The sequence below is a fragment of the Rhodococcus sp. IEGM 1370 genome (assembly GCF_033142325.1).
Lineage (GTDB): Bacteria > Actinomycetota > Actinomycetes > Mycobacteriales > Mycobacteriaceae > Rhodococcoides.
The window spans coordinates 1-13,893 of the sequence record NZ_JAWLRY010000017.1 but is presented as its reverse complement, the minus strand read 5'-3'; the positions used below and the strand labels follow the sequence as shown (position 1 = coordinate 13,893).

Sequence of the window (13,893 nt, the reverse complement as noted above, 5' to 3'; positions counted from 1 at the left end):
CGCGCGGGAGCAGCATCGGTTCATGAACGGTCGAACTTCTGTTCCCGAGTTGCTGGTCGCCACCGGCGCTGCGCGCACGCTGTCGCAGGCCGCCTCCTTCGTGATGGAGGGAATGGTCCTGATCAACGGCTTGCCGCTGCGCGATCCTCGCCGCGAAGTTTCCCCGGCAGACACCCTGACCCTGCGCTGACCGCCGGGACATCACGACGATCCCGTCACGACAGGATCGTCGGCGAGTGCATCGGTGCGAATCTGCAGCCGTGACTTCAATTCCGCAGCGTCGGCGTCGATCTCCTCCTGAGTGAGCGCCGCCGACGTCGGAACGGATGCGGCAACGTCGTCGACGATGTCGAGCACTCGGCCGCTCGCCCACAGCTCGTCGTAGATCGTGCGGAAGGCAGCGTCGTACTCGTCGGTGAATTCCGTCGAGTCCAGGAACATGTCCTTGAGCGAATTACCCAACATCGGGCCGCCCTCGGGCATCCCCCTGCCTTCCGGAATCTCCATTCCCTCCGGTGGTGTGAACCCCTCGGGCATCTGCGGCATCCCACCGCCACCTGCCCCGCCGCCACCGGGAATCATCGACACCGCGTCGTTCGCACTTGCGGTGGAATCGGAGTTCAGAGCCAGATTCAGATCCCACGACACCACCGAGAACGTCTTCGAGTCCAGGTCGTAGTACAGGTAGAAGTTCTTTCCCGGGCCACCCATGTCGTCGCCGTTGCCCAGCAAGTTCTGCAGGGCAAGGTAATTCGCCAGTGAGTCGACATCGACATAGTCGGCCAGATGCGCATCGAACTCGGCCTGATCGGCACCGTCGAGCCACTTCAACAGCGTGATGATCGGTTGCAGGTCCGCGGTGCCGAGAGCGTTGATCTGTGTGTACTGCTCGGCGTACGTCGTCTGATCGTCTCCCTCGTAGGTGAAACTGGCCTCGGCACCGACCTTGTACAGCACCCCGTCGCCGTCCTCCAGAGAGTTGGCGTAGTCGTCGTCGGGAGCGACGACGACCAGCCGCGTCGTCTCGGCCGAGTCGTTCACCGAATACGTGGTGTAGGTGAAGTCCTGGGTCGCCTGGCCCGAGGCCTCGGTGATCGCAAGAGACACCGACTCGTTCAACGCGGGAGTGTACGGCCGAAGCGACAGCGTGGTGTGCCCCTGATAGGCCCGCCCCTCGGAATACTCCGCGAAGTCGATCAGAAACGGAAGATCCTCGGGCGCATCGAAACTGAGCGGCTCCCCGAACATATTCATCCCGGCACCGCCGGGCATGGCCGCACCCTCCGGCATCGCCGCACCCTGCGACATGGCTGCACCCTCCGGCATCGCCGCACCCTCCGGCATCGCCGCACCCTCCGGCATCGCCGCACCCTCTGCAGGTGCTGGTCGACCGGATGTTTCAGCGTTACCTCCGCCGCGGCCCGGCATCGAGCCGTCGTCGCTGCTGAGAGTGGCCAGTGTGGAGTTGCCCTTCAATCGGATACCGACGTCGGCGATCAGGGTTCCGTCGATGGTGATGTCTGCGGGTACCGACTCCTTGACCCCTTCGTTCTGGAAGGAGTCCTTCAGTGTCTGGTAGTCGCCGGCGTCCACGTCGATCGAAATGGAGTGCGACACAGTGGTATCGAACAGATCGACCGTGCCCTGGACGTTCTCGGTGATCTCGGAGGCGATCACGGTTGCATCACCGGTGATGTACGGGCGGATCCGGGTCGACCCGAACACGGTCGCCATCACCACGACGAACACCAGCAGCGTGGCAGCAATTTTCCAGTGCTGCCGCACCGTCCGCGGTACTCGGTGGACGAGCCTCCTTCGCAGGGTTGTCGGGGCCGAGGGAAAGTTCGTGTTCGGGTCGGTCACGATCAGATGTCCGTCTGGTCGTATCCGGTGAGTACCGAGACCCGTTGCCCTGTGTTGACCTCACTGAGAGCAGCGATCAACTCGCCGGGTTTCTTGCCGGATCTGAGTTGGGCCGTGAAGTAGAGCTCGGTCAATGCACCCGATCGCACCGATTCGGTACTGACCAGCTCGAACTCCTTGCAGTACTTGATCAGTACGTCTTCGACGAGATCGGTGTAGTCGGCGTCGGGCGGCACCTGCACCTTGACGACCTGGCGCTGGACATCGAGTTTGAACCAGTTGAACTTGCTCATCACCACCATCACCAGGCAGATCGCAAACGTGGCCGCAATCGCCAGTACGTAGAACCGAGTTCCCGTGGCCATGCCGATCGCCATCACGAGGAAGATGAACCCGACGTCGCGAGTTTCCTTGATGGCGTTGCGGAATCGGACGACGGACAGCGCGCCGACGAGCGCGAAAGCCCGTGCCACGTTCGATCCGACGACCAGCATGATCAAGCTGATGACCATGCCCACCGTGACGAGGGTCTGTACGTAGGACTGGCTGTACGAGACGTTCTTGTGGGTGAGTCGGTAGACCCAGCCGATGATCGCCGACAGGACGAACGACAGTGTCAGAGACACCACGATGTCGAACGTCGAGAACGTTCCGCTCAGGTCTTGAATGTTGAAATTCATTGCATTCCGATCGAGTCGATTCGAATTCCGCACCGGTCACCGGGAGCACGTGACCCGCGCGCCGACATCCGCAACCGATGCTGTTTACCGTTTGTTCGGATGCCGTTAACCCTAGAGACAGCTGCGACGGAAATTCCACCTCAGAAGCTGGCAGTTTCCTGCCAATTCAGCCGTTCATTTGCTGGCAGCGATCGAATTTCGAACGCACACGACCCGGCGTCCCACTCGGACGTCGGTCGGTTCGACTCTTCGGTTGTGTTGCGCATCAATCGATTACGCGTAAGCGCACGTGTACGTACCGTCAATCCATCGTCGAGCGAAGTGACGGCAGAATTACTTCGTCGATTATTCGCGTTCGGTATTCCGAATCCAAAGGCTCGGCGTCCGTCAACGGACCCGTCATGATTGCGCTGAACACCATGTATTGCAGAAAGTCTGCCGATCTCGGCCTGCTCGACAATTCCCCCCGCTGCACCGCACGAACGACGACGGATTCCAGGAACCGAGCCTCGGGTTCGAGAAACGTTCTTCGCACCGCTGCCGCCAACTGTTCGTCGACCATCACCGCATGGTGAATCGCCGCGGCGAAACGTCGATCGTGCTCTGCCCCCTCGGAGATCCGGCGCATCAGCTCCACCAGATCGCCGCGAAGAGTCCCGGTATCGATTCCGGCGAACGGCGGCGGGCCGACCGATTCGATGGCGGCGACCACCATCTCCCCTTTGCTCGACCACCGCCGGTACAGGGTGGCTTTGCTGCACTGCGCTCGCTCGGCGACAAGATCCATCGACAGCGAGTCGTAACCGACGTCGCCGAGACACATCAGTGCAGCGTCGAGAAATTCTTCCTCGCGCGCCGCACTGACCCTCGATCGACGTGGAGCGTCGCTGTTCATGCGTGCCACCTTATCGAATCGAAACAGTTTCGTACCGCTTCTCGACTGTAGCGGTGAGGCATAATTCTGTCACCGGACGAGCAGTGCGGGTGACCGACGTCACGGTCGTGTGCCATTGTTGAAGCCGTCGGATCGGCGTGAACGGCTGGAGAAAATCGTGACGGCCTGGTGGCGGTGGTACGCAGCGCTCGGCGCAGTCGGCTGCGCCGCTTACTTCGTTGTCCCGACCACCGTCTGGGGCCAGTCGGTCTTCGTCCTCGTCGGAGCCTCCGCCGTTGCCGCCACCGTCGTCGGCACCAGGATGCACCGGCCCCGCAACCGTACGGCCTGGCTGGCCATCGCCATGGGCACCGCCCTGTGGGTGATCGGCGACATCGTCTACGAGTGGATCCACATCACCCAGGGCAGTGTCCCCTACCCGTCGCCGGCGGACGCGATCTACCTCGTCGGCTATCCGGTCTACGGTTTCGGCCTGTTCCTTCTCGCTCGCCACAAGTGGCGACCAAGCGAACGCGGCCACGTGGCAAACAGCGCCATCATCATGGTCGCGTTCGGACTACTCACCTGGGTGTTCGCCGTGCAGCCGTCGCTCGGCGGAGGCGGCATCTCCGGAACCGCAGGCCTGGTCGACGTCGCGTACCCCGCGATGGACATCTTTCTGCTGGGACTGCTGGCCCACTTCGTCGGCTCACGGCAGTGGCGGACCCTGTCCTACCGGCTCCTCACCGTCGCCGTAGCGCTGCTCGTGGTCACCGACACCGTGAACAACTTCGCGATCGTCTCCGATTCCTCGTCCGACAGATCTGTCTTCGACGTCGGATGGATCATGTCCTACGTCCTCATCGGGGTCGCCGCCCTTCACCCATCCATGCGACGCATCACCAACCCGAACATCGAATCCGACGCCCATCTGATGGCGTCGTTCACCACTCCCACGGTCGTCGTGCTGACCGCAGCCACCCTGACTGCGCCGATCGTGATGTTCATCGAGGTCGTTCGCGACGAGCCGATCGCCCAGTGGGGATGGGCGGTGCTGCTCTGCGCTCTCGCACTGGTGGTCCTGGTGATGCTCCGCATCACCGATCTGCTGCGGTTGTTGCACACTCAGACCGTCCAGCTCCGTGCCGTCGCCGATACCGATCACCTCACCGGACTGGCCAACCTACGCGCCCTCGAGCATCGACTCTGGGGCAATGCGGGTGAGTCGACCTTGCTCACCGTCGACATCGACCGATTCAAGGAGATCAACGACACTTTCGGACGCGGCCTCGGCGACCAGGTCCTCGTGGTGGTCGCCGAGCGACTGCGAGGCGTCGCCGACGACTCGATTCTGTTGGCGCGCTTGGCCGGTGACGAGTTCGCCCTGTGTGGCGCATCGGAGTCGATGGACCCGGCCGCGTTGGCGCACCGGATTCAGCTCCTGTTCGCCACTCCTTTCGAGGTGGGGAACATGACCCTGCTGATCGAAGCGAGCGTCGGAGTCGCGTCGAATTCTCTCGGCGACGGTGAGGACGAAACGACACCCGATCGCCTCGTACAGCGCGCCGACCTCGCCGTCCAGGCCGCGAAAGCCGCCCAGTCTCGCGTCGCGTACTACGACCGGTCGATGGACCGGGACAGGAGCGAGCAGCTCATCATGCTCGGCGAACTCACCACGGCACTGGAGACGGATCAACTGCAACTGCACTATCAGCCGCAGATCGACCTCACGACGATGACCGTCGTCGGCGTGGAAGCACTGCTGCGGTGGCATCATCCGAACGGCACCGTCCTGTCCCCCAGCACATTCCTGCCCACCGCCGAACGCACCGGACTGATCCGGCCGTTGACGAGCTACGTCCTCACCCAGGCCCTCGCCCAACGAAGGCAGTGGATGACCGATGGGCTCGAGCTGAGCATCGCCGTCAACATCTCGACCCGAAACCTGTTCGACGACAACCTCATCGAGCAAGTGTGTGCTGCGCTGAAGGAATTCGATTGTCCACCTCGCCGATTGACCGTCGAGGTGACCGAGACCTCGGCGATGACCGACCCGATCGGCGCGACCGAGACGTTGTCGATACTGCATGCGATGGGCGTGCAGGTCGCCATCGACGATTACGGAACCGGTTACAGCTCGCTCGCCTACATCGAGCGATTGCCGGTTCAGGAACTGAAAATCGATCGCACGTTCATCGGCGGCATGGCACACAACCCGGCGCATGCCGCCATCGTGCGATCGACCGTCGAGCTCGCCCGTACGCTGGGATTGTCGGTGACGGCAGAGGGAGTGGAGGACGAGGTGACGATGACGGCGTTGCGCGAACTACGGTGCGGACGAGCGCAGGGTTACCACCTCGGCCGTCCCACCTCGGCAGACCGACTCCCCGCCCTCGTCGCCGAACTGAACGCGCATCTGAATACTGCTACAGGAGAACGGATATCATGACCGAAGCAGCCCTGTCGGTGTATGCCGCGATTCGATCTCGCCGCGACGTCCGCGCCGAGTTCGACGGAACCGTCGTCGACGACGAGACTCTGCGACGAATCCTCGGAGCGGCGCACCAAGCCCCGAGCGTGGGCAACACCCAGCCCTGGGACTTCGTGGTCGTCCGCAAGCCCGATACTCTGAGCGCATTCGCGACCCACGTGGCCGGCTGCCGACAGGATTTCGCGGACAAGCTCGACGCCGAACGACGAAAGACGTTCGACCCCATCAGAATCGAGGGAATCGAGACCAGTGGAACCGGGGTGGTGGTCACCTACGATCCCGACCGTGGAGGTCGGCACGTCCTCGGCCGCGACACCGTCGACGACACCGGACTGTTCTCCGCCGTCCTCGCCATCGAAAACCTCTGGCTCGCAGCGATAGCCGAGAACGTCGGCGTCGGCTGGGTCTCGTTCTACGACGAGGCATACCTCACCGAACTGCTCGACATCCCCGCACCGGTCCGCCCGATCGCCTGGCTCTGTGTGGGTCCGGTCCAATCGTTTCAGGAGGTACCCGATTTGGAACGCTTCGGTTGGCGTAGCCGCCGTCCACTGGACGACGCCCTGCACTTCGAGCAGTACCGCCGATGAGGGCGCGCCTGGTCGCGGCGGCCACTGTCTGCCTGCTCGTCGCCGGCTGCTCTGCGGCCGAATCCCCGACCGAACCGTCCACTCCGGCAACCACTCCGGCGGCCGAGCCCGCACAGGCCCCGGATGCGGCCGACCCGATCGGTACCGTCGTTCCTCTTGCGGGTGCTCCCGAAGGTGTCGTGGTGGGATCGTCCGGGATCGCTGCTGCCGGAGTGCGGGAGCCCGACGGCGTGGTGCTGTTCGACGCGGCCACCGGTGCCGTGCGCCAGATGGTCTCGACGACGGGTGCGCCGCGACATCTCTCACTGGCCGGTCCCGACGGCCCGGTGTTGGTTCCGCTCGAGGGCAGTGACGAACTGCTCGAGATCTCACTCGCCGACGGCGCGATTCTGTCGACCGCCACCGGCGTCGGCCGTCAACCACACGATGCGGTGCAGACCTCCGACGGCACCGTCGTGGCCACCAACGAGATGGGTGGCGGAGTGATCTTCCTGCGCGACGGGGCGATCGTGTCGGAGCTACCGCCGGGCCCTGTCCAGCCCGGTGGCGCGGCCGCTCTCGGTCCGTTCGCGGCTGTCGCGGACGTGCAGGGCAACGGTGTGTGGGTCTACGACGGCACTACGCAGGAGGAGGTCTCGCAGGCTCCGATCGGCGTCAAGCTCACCCACGCGGTGACGGTGAATCAGACGGTGGCCGGGTTCGCCGACACCGACGGTGGTGCGGTCCTGCTCGCGTCGGTCGACGACGCCGGCGGCATTCGTCAGATCGCATCGATCGACGCACCTGGTAACCCGTACGGGCTCGCCGTGGATCTCGAACGTCGGTTGCTGTTCGTGACGCTGACCGCGTCGAACGTACTGCGGGTGGTCGATGTATCCGATCCCGCAGCTCCGCGAACCCTGGGCGATGTTCCGACGGTGACGCAGGCCAATTCGGTCGCGGTCGATCCGCGGAACGGCGACGTGCTGGTGACCGGCAGCGACCCCGGCGCGGCGAGTTCGATTCAGATCATCCCCCGCGCCGAGTTGCCGGTCGGTTAGGGCGTCACCACCCGTAGGAGCCCGGGATTCCCTTGAACGGACCGACGACGTCGTCGGTGATCCAGCCCTCGTAGAACCCGCCTTCCTGGGGTCGGACCGCTTCGCCGTCGATCTCGCACTCGAGGCGGCTGGGCGAGAACGCCAGGTAACCCGCGATCTCGGCGAACCGAGGGGTGGGGTTCTCGTAGCTCCACCCGGCTGCCTCTGCGACAGCGTCTCCGCCGTGGACGTCCCAGTACGTCGCTGCGCCTTTCCACTCGCAGTGCGTCGATCGCGCCGCCGAGGGGGTCAGCGCGCCGGGAACGACGTCTGCAGGCGAGATGTACCAGGTGGGCGGATGGCTCGTCTCGAGCACACGGTACGCGGCGGTCGTGCGGGCGATCACCTCGCCGCCGAGCCGGACGACGAGGGAACGGTTCGAGGCTTCGAGCTTGGGCGGACGGGGGTAATCCCAAACGGACTCCTGGCCCGGCTTCGGCTTCTCGGGAACGACGGATCTCGGCAAGTGTGTACTCATCCTTCGATGGTGCCACCGGGTGTCACGGGGCGTCGACGGGATAGAGATCGTCCACCCGTTCCTCGTCGAGAATCCAACGATCGACCTCGTCGAGTGGCTCGACCGTGCGCACCGAGGTGACCGAAGATTCGGGCGGGCGGTGTTCGCTGCGGACCGGCTCGGTTCGGATCGGCTCGGTGCGGATCGACTCGGCGTGGACCGGCTCGGTGCGGACCGGTTCGGCGCGGACCGGCTCGACCCGCTCTGTCGGCGCGGGTGCCGGTATCTCGGGTTCGGGGAGTTCGGGCGCGGATATCACGGATTCGGCTCTCGGGACCGCGATGGCCACCTCTTCGGGAGCGGATTCTTCGGCGACGGTCTTCGGCAGTTCCGCCGGTACCCGGACGAGGATGCCGAGCCCGTGGGTCGCGGCCAACAGACTCACCGGGGCGACGGTTGCAATTGCCGCCGACATGGCCGGATGCAGTGTGCCGGCGTCGGAGATGAAGGCGTGCATGGCATTTGCGCCGATACTCACCAGAGCTGCCGTGATCAACACGCCCCAGAAGAAGCGTCGACCACTGCGTTGATCCTCGAATTGGGCCAGCGCGATCACGGAGATCGTGGCCTGCAGGATGGTGCCGTCGACGATCACCGGCCACAGCCAGGACAGCGAGCGTGGGACGCCTGCCATCGTGGCCAGATCCCACAGTGCGGCGAAACTGAGCACGAAGGACGCAATTCCGATGACGGTGGTGATGACGACCGCACTGACGAGCGTCGCACGCAGGACCTTGTTCATGGATCGTCATGAAACACGAACCCACCGACAAGTTCGGTGAAGGCTGCGACGGTCAGGGCTCGAAGGCGGCGCGAACGATGCGTCGCCGCCGCGAATGTCGATCAGGCTGGGCTTCACAGCAGTGTCGACAGCGAGTGCGCCGGAGGTAAGTCCGAGGAGACCTGCGGATTCTGATCGCCTCGTTGCGGCCCGGTGTTGTCCGCCCAGCAGTCTTCGCGAACGCGCGCGCGTTTGCCAGGGGCGCGCGGAATCGCTATGCGAGCGTTGACAATTGCGAACGCGCCCGGCGAATGCGCGCGCATTTGCCACAATCCCCCACTGCCACCGCACCGAGCCCGCTCAGAGATCAAGCGGTACGAACGGCTCCGCGGTAGAAGTCGGCGCGATCGTGTGCGGACATTCCGCCCCATACGCCGTAGGGCTCGTTCGCCTCGAGGGCGTGCTGGCGGCACTGTTCGAGTACCGGGCAGCGGCCGCAGACCTGCTTGGCGGATTTCTCACGCGAGGTTCGAGCGCGGCCTCGTTCACCTTCGGGATGGAAGAACACGGACGAGTCCAATCCGCGACACAGACCGTCGAGTTGCCAGTCCCAGACGTCTGCGTTGGGAACGGGAAGTTGGACCGGCCTGGCGGGTGCGCCTCGCACCATGAGCTGTCTCCTCACTGAAAAAGTGAACAAGCTCACTATCTCGCATTCGTCATACTTTTACAAGTCCTTTCGGTCATTCGTAGTACTTAAAAGCAAGCGCGCTTGCTTGAAATGTGCACGTTCAGAGCAGCCGTCAGCAGATCTGCGCCCCGTTTGCGGCCCCAGGGTCCGAATGAATGTCGCATTGCCGCAGTCAGACCGACTGGAAATCACATTGATCCCCCGTGGCAGATACGAAACGGCGATCAGTGACTCTCCGACATGCCCGCACGCTTTTCGAGCTCGACCAGAATGCGCTCGGCGATCTTGGTCGGCGGCGGTCCGATGTCGACGACGATCGCGTTTTCGTCGTCACCGAGTGGCTCGAGGGTCGAGATCTGCGTGTCGAGCAGCGAGGACGGCATGAAGTGATCCATCCGAGCATTGAGGCGTCCGCTGATTCGGTCCTTGGTGCCGGCCAGATGCACGAAGATCACCTCGGCCCCGTCCCTCGATGCGGCGCTCAGCACGTCTCGGTACGACCGCTTGAGTGCCGAGCACGTGACGATTCCCGATCGACCGGTGGAGGTGTGCTCGGTGATCCACTCCGCGATCACGTCGAGCCATGGCCACCTGTCCTCGTCGGTCAGTGGCTGACCCGACGCCATCTTCGCCACGTTGGCGTCCGGGTGCAGGTCGTCGCCCTCTTGCAGGTCCCATTTCAATGCTCCGGCGAGGATGCCCGCCACTGTGGATTTACCCGATCCGGACACTCCCATCACCACGAGAACCGGATGATGTGCTCTGCCTGTCGTCTGCGCTGCCATCCCTCGATACTGCTCCATCACGCTCGGGTGGACCGGACAGACGCGAGAAACCGGGCAAGGCGTGGGACGATCGGTCGGACATGAGCGAGACCAACGACTTCCGCCAGCTGCACGATTCGGTGCTCGACGAGCTCGGTCGCGACATCGTGAGCGGCGCGATCCCGAGCGGGACCCGAATCTCGGCCGACGACGTCGCGGTGCGGTTCACCGTGTCGCGGACCGTCGTCCGGGAAGTGGTTCGCGTCCTGGAATCGCTGGGGTTGCTCACCGTGCGTCGACGCGTGGGGATCACCGTGCAGGGCTCGCAGAACTGGAACTCCCTGGACCCCGTGGTCATCCGCTGGCAACTGGCCGGGCCTGCCCGCGCCGAGCAGTTGCTGCTGCTCAGCGAATTACGTTCGGGGATCGAGCCTTTGGCAGCCAAGCTCGCTGCGCATCGAGCAACACCCGAGCAATGCGGCGCGCTGACGGCCGCCGTCATCGGAATGTCGTCGACGTCCCGGGCCGCCGACTCCGACGCCTACCTCGAACACGACAGCAATTTCCATCGCACGTTGCTCGCGGCCTCCGGCAACCCGATGCTGCGGTCGATGTCCGACATCGTCGTGGAGGTGCTCGCGGGCCGCACCCGCCACGCCCTGATGTCCCGCCAAGCCGACCCGGAGGCGATCCGACTGCACGGCGTGGTGGCGTCGTCGATCCAATCCGGCGACGCCGACGGCGCCCAGCGAGCCATGTTGGCCATCGTCACCAAGTCCGCCGCCTCGATGTCGGCGGCCTCCGGTGTGACTCCGTCGCCCGGTCTGGTCCCCGACCAGCAGTGATACATCCCGCGCACAAAGCCAGGTACGCCGAGGCGGGGTTCATCGCCTAGATTCGACGGGTGACTGCTCTCGAATTGCCGCTCGAACTTCGCCGCGCGCTCGTTGGAGTAGCTCGGACTCCGCGTCTGCTCGTCGCGTCCGATTACGACGGCACCATGGCGCCGATCGTCTCCGACCCGCAGAAGGCCTTCCCGCACCCCGAGTCGGTCAGCGCCATGCGCGGCCTCGCCTCCCTCGCCGGCACCAACGCCGCCGTCATCTCCGGACGTGCCCTCCGCGATCTCGCGATCCTCTCGCGCCTGCCGTCCGAGGTACAGCTGGTGGGCAGCCACGGCAGCGAGTTCGACGCCGGGTTCGTCAACGCCATCGACGACAACGCCAAGAAGCTCCTCACCGTCATCACCGGCGAACTGCAGGCCATCGCCGACGCCCATCCCGGCGTCAGCATCGAGACCAAGCCGGCCAGCGTCGCGCTGCACGTCCGCAACGCCGAGACCGCCGCCGGTGACGAAGCCCTCGCAGCAGTGCGATCCGGTGCGGCGGCGCGGGACGGCGTTCAGGTCACCGAGGGCAAATCCGTCATCGAACTGGCAGTCATCGTCACCGACAAGGGTGTCGCCCTCGACATCCTTCGTCACCAGGAAGCCGCTACTGCCGCAGTCTTTTTCGGCGACGACGTCACCGACGAGAAGGCCTTCGGACACCTGCACGGGCCGGACATCGGCGTCAAGATCGGACCGGGAGACACGCTCGCGGAATTTCGCATCGACAGCACCGAGCAGGTCGCGCTCGCCCTGGCATTCCTGCTCGAGGAGCGACGACAGTGGCTTTCGGGAGCCGACGCCCCGCGCATCGAACGACTGACGATGTTGGCCAGCCCCAATACCGTTGCCCTGCTGACCCCCGACGCCGACGTCACCTGGCTGTGCCACCCCGAACCCGATTCTGCAGCCGTGTTCGCACATCTGCTCGGCGGCGATCAGGCAGGCCACTTCAGCGTCGGACCCACCCGCGCATCGCTTCCGTTGAGTCAGCAGTACGTGGACGGCACGATGACGGTGCAGACCAAGTGGGCCAGCCTGCAGGTCACCGATTATCTGCCGCACGACATCGGCCAGGGCCAGACCGCGCTGACCCGCGTCATCACCGGCAAGGCCACCGCCGTGGTGACGTTCGCGCCGCGTCCGGAGTTCGGAAAAGCCTGGGCCTCACTCGAACCCGATGTCGACGGCCTGCGCATTCTCGGTACGGCAGATCCGATGGTGCTGCGCAGTCCCGGCGTCACCTGGAACATCGTTTCCGACGGTTCGCAGCAGGCCGCGCACGCCGAGGTCGATCCGTCGAACGGGCCGATTGTTCTCGAATTGCGGCTCGGCACAGACGATCTGAGCGAGCACCCGTGGGACGAGGTGGAGCGTCGCCGCGCGTCGGAGGCGTACTGGAAGGACTGGGCCGACGGCCTGGACCTGCCGCCGCTCAAGCGCGATCTGATGAAGCGATCGGCACTGACCCTCCGCGGCCTCGTCCACGCGGAGTCCGGCTCGATCATGGCCGCAGCCACCACCTCGCTACCCGAAGACATCGGCGGAGTGCGCAACTGGGACTACCGATACTGCTGGCTGCGCGACGCCGCACTCACCGCAGCCGCGCTGGTCGACGTAGGGTCGACGGCCGAGGCCGAGAACTACCTCTCCTGGATCCACGGGGTACTCGAGTCGGTCTCCGGCCCCGAGCGTCTGCACCCGCTCTACACCATCTGGGGTCTCGGGCTACCGCCAGAGGCTGTCATCGACGAGCTGCCCGGCTATGCCGGCTCGCGTCCGGTGCGCGTGGGAAATGCTGCGAATCAACAGGTTCAGCTCGACGTCTTCGGCCCGATCGTCGAACTGGTCTCCGCCCTCGCCCACGCACGCAAGGCCAAGGGTTCCGAAAACGGCCTGTCCGACGACGATTGGGAACTCGTCCGCGCCATGGTCGAGGCCGTCGAGCGTCGCTGGTTCGAGCCCGACCACGGCATCTGGGAGATTCGAGACAACCCCCGGCACCACGTCTACTCCAAGGTGATGGGTTGGATCACCGTCGATCGCGCCATCGGTCTGGCCGAAACCTTCGGTCGTACAACAGAACCCGTTTGGGCATCGTTGCGCGACACCATCCGCGAGGAAGTACTCGCCAACGGCTGGAACGAGGAAGTGCAGTCCTTCACCGCCGCGTACGACGGCACCGACCTCGACGCCGCGACGCTGTTCATCGGATTGTCCGGACTGATCGACCCGGCCGACCCCCGCTTCGCGGCCACCGTCACTGCCACCGAAGCCGAACTGCGCAGCGGCTCGACGGTCTACCGCTACCGCCACGACGACGGTCTGCCCGGCGGCGAGGGCGGCTTCCATCTCTGCGCCGCCTGGCTCGTGGAGGCCTACCTGCTGGTGGGACAACGCGCCGAGGCCGAGGCCCTGTTCGCCCAACTCGTCAGTGCCGCAGGCCCCACCGGACTGCTCAGTGAGGAATACGACCCCATCGCCGAACGATCACTCGGCAACCATCCCCAGGCCTACAGTCACCTGGGTCTACTGCGTTGCGCGAGGTTGCTCAGCGCCTAGGGCTCACCCCAGCTGCGTCAATGGACCACTGCATACGTCTGACCGGTGCAGTGGTTCATTCACCCACTGGGGTCCGCTGCGTGAATGGCACATTGCATTGCACTGGTCCCCGTGGGTTGGACCGGTTAATGGAAATCCTAGGCCGCGAGGGCCTGGGCTCGGTATCGCACCGGGC

The 13,893-nt window shown here is 64.7% G+C and carries 13 protein-coding genes; 6 read left to right on the top strand and 7 right to left on the bottom strand.

From position 1 onward, the window contains the following. Nucleotides 1–22 precede the first annotated feature (22 nt). Complete coding sequence (locus tag R4P47_RS18810; protein WP_317785433.1) at nt 23–190, top strand: S4 domain-containing protein; 168 nt, start codon at nt 23–25, stop codon at nt 188–190. An 11-nt stretch (nt 191–201) separates the two neighbouring features. On the opposite strand, the gene R4P47_RS18805 is transcribed toward R4P47_RS18810, so the two are convergent. The 3 genes from R4P47_RS18805 to R4P47_RS18795 form a co-directional block, all read right to left on the bottom strand. Further along, on the bottom strand, nt 202–1,863 hold the full coding sequence (locus tag R4P47_RS18805) for a CotH kinase family protein (protein WP_317785432.1): 1,662 nt from the start codon (nt 1,861–1,863) through the stop codon (nt 202–204). A gap of 2 nt (nt 1,864–1,865) precedes the next feature. Continuing rightward, the gene (locus R4P47_RS18800) at nt 1,866–2,543 is read right to left on the bottom strand and encodes a DUF4956 domain-containing protein (protein WP_037190487.1); all 678 of its coding nucleotides are present in this window, start codon (nt 2,541–2,543) and stop codon (nt 1,866–1,868) included. Between the two features lie 301 nt (nt 2,544–2,844). Next, nucleotides 2,845–3,438 (bottom strand): TetR/AcrR family transcriptional regulator, encoded by a 594-nt coding sequence (locus R4P47_RS18795; protein ID WP_149406492.1) that lies wholly within the window; start codon nt 3,436–3,438, stop codon nt 2,845–2,847. Between the two features lie 157 nt (nt 3,439–3,595). On the opposite strand from R4P47_RS18795, the gene R4P47_RS18790 reads away from it, so the two are divergent. From R4P47_RS18790 to R4P47_RS18780, 3 genes are read left to right on the top strand one after another with little or no spacing between them, the layout of a single operon-like run. After that, on the top strand, nt 3,596–5,866 hold the full coding sequence (locus tag R4P47_RS18790; protein ID WP_317785431.1) for a bifunctional diguanylate cyclase/phosphodiesterase: 2,271 nt from the start codon (nt 3,596–3,598) through the stop codon (nt 5,864–5,866). An 11-nt stretch (nt 5,867–5,877) separates the two neighbouring features. Next, nucleotides 5,878–6,498, top strand: a complete 621-nt coding sequence (gene bluB / locus R4P47_RS18785; protein WP_317785490.1) for a 5,6-dimethylbenzimidazole synthase — start codon at nt 5,878–5,880, stop codon at nt 6,496–6,498. Then, a complete protein-coding gene (locus R4P47_RS18780) occupies nt 6,495–7,538 on the top strand; it encodes a hypothetical protein (protein WP_317785430.1) in 1,044 nt (347 codons plus the stop codon). The genes bluB and R4P47_RS18780 overlap by 4 nt, the downstream gene beginning before the upstream one ends. Nucleotides 7,539–7,542: 4 nt before the next feature. Here R4P47_RS18780 and R4P47_RS18775 read toward each other — a convergent pair whose 3' ends face one another. The 4 genes from R4P47_RS18775 to R4P47_RS18760 form a co-directional block, all read right to left on the bottom strand. Next, nucleotides 7,543–8,055, bottom strand: coding sequence for a DUF427 domain-containing protein (locus R4P47_RS18775; protein WP_068053796.1), 513 nt, complete (start codon nt 8,053–8,055; stop codon nt 7,543–7,545). A gap of 22 nt (nt 8,056–8,077) precedes the next feature. Then, nucleotides 8,078–8,836 (bottom strand): DUF2637 domain-containing protein, encoded by a 759-nt coding sequence (locus R4P47_RS18770; RefSeq protein ID WP_317785429.1) that lies wholly within the window; start codon nt 8,834–8,836, stop codon nt 8,078–8,080. Nucleotides 8,837–9,182: 346 nt separating this feature from the next. Beyond that, nucleotides 9,183–9,485 carry a WhiB family transcriptional regulator gene (locus R4P47_RS18765; protein ID WP_008713079.1) on the bottom strand — a complete coding sequence of 101 codons (303 nt, stop codon included), beginning with the start codon at nt 9,483–9,485 and terminating at the stop codon, nt 9,183–9,185. Between the two features lie 245 nt (nt 9,486–9,730). Next, nucleotides 9,731–10,291, bottom strand: a complete 561-nt coding sequence (locus tag R4P47_RS18760) for a gluconokinase (RefSeq protein WP_068053791.1) — start codon at nt 10,289–10,291, stop codon at nt 9,731–9,733. An 80-nt stretch (nt 10,292–10,371) separates the two neighbouring features. Here R4P47_RS18760 and R4P47_RS18755 point away from each other — a divergent pair, with 80 nt between their 5' ends. Continuing rightward, nucleotides 10,372–11,115 (top strand): FadR/GntR family transcriptional regulator, encoded by a 744-nt coding sequence (locus R4P47_RS18755; protein WP_317785428.1) that lies wholly within the window; start codon nt 10,372–10,374, stop codon nt 11,113–11,115. A 59-nt stretch (nt 11,116–11,174) separates the two neighbouring features. Then, the gene (gene otsB, locus R4P47_RS18750; RefSeq protein ID WP_317785427.1) at nt 11,175–13,718 is read left to right on the top strand and encodes a trehalose-phosphatase; all 2,544 of its coding nucleotides are present in this window, start codon (nt 11,175–11,177) and stop codon (nt 13,716–13,718) included. Nucleotides 13,719–13,893: the final 175 nt, after the last annotated feature.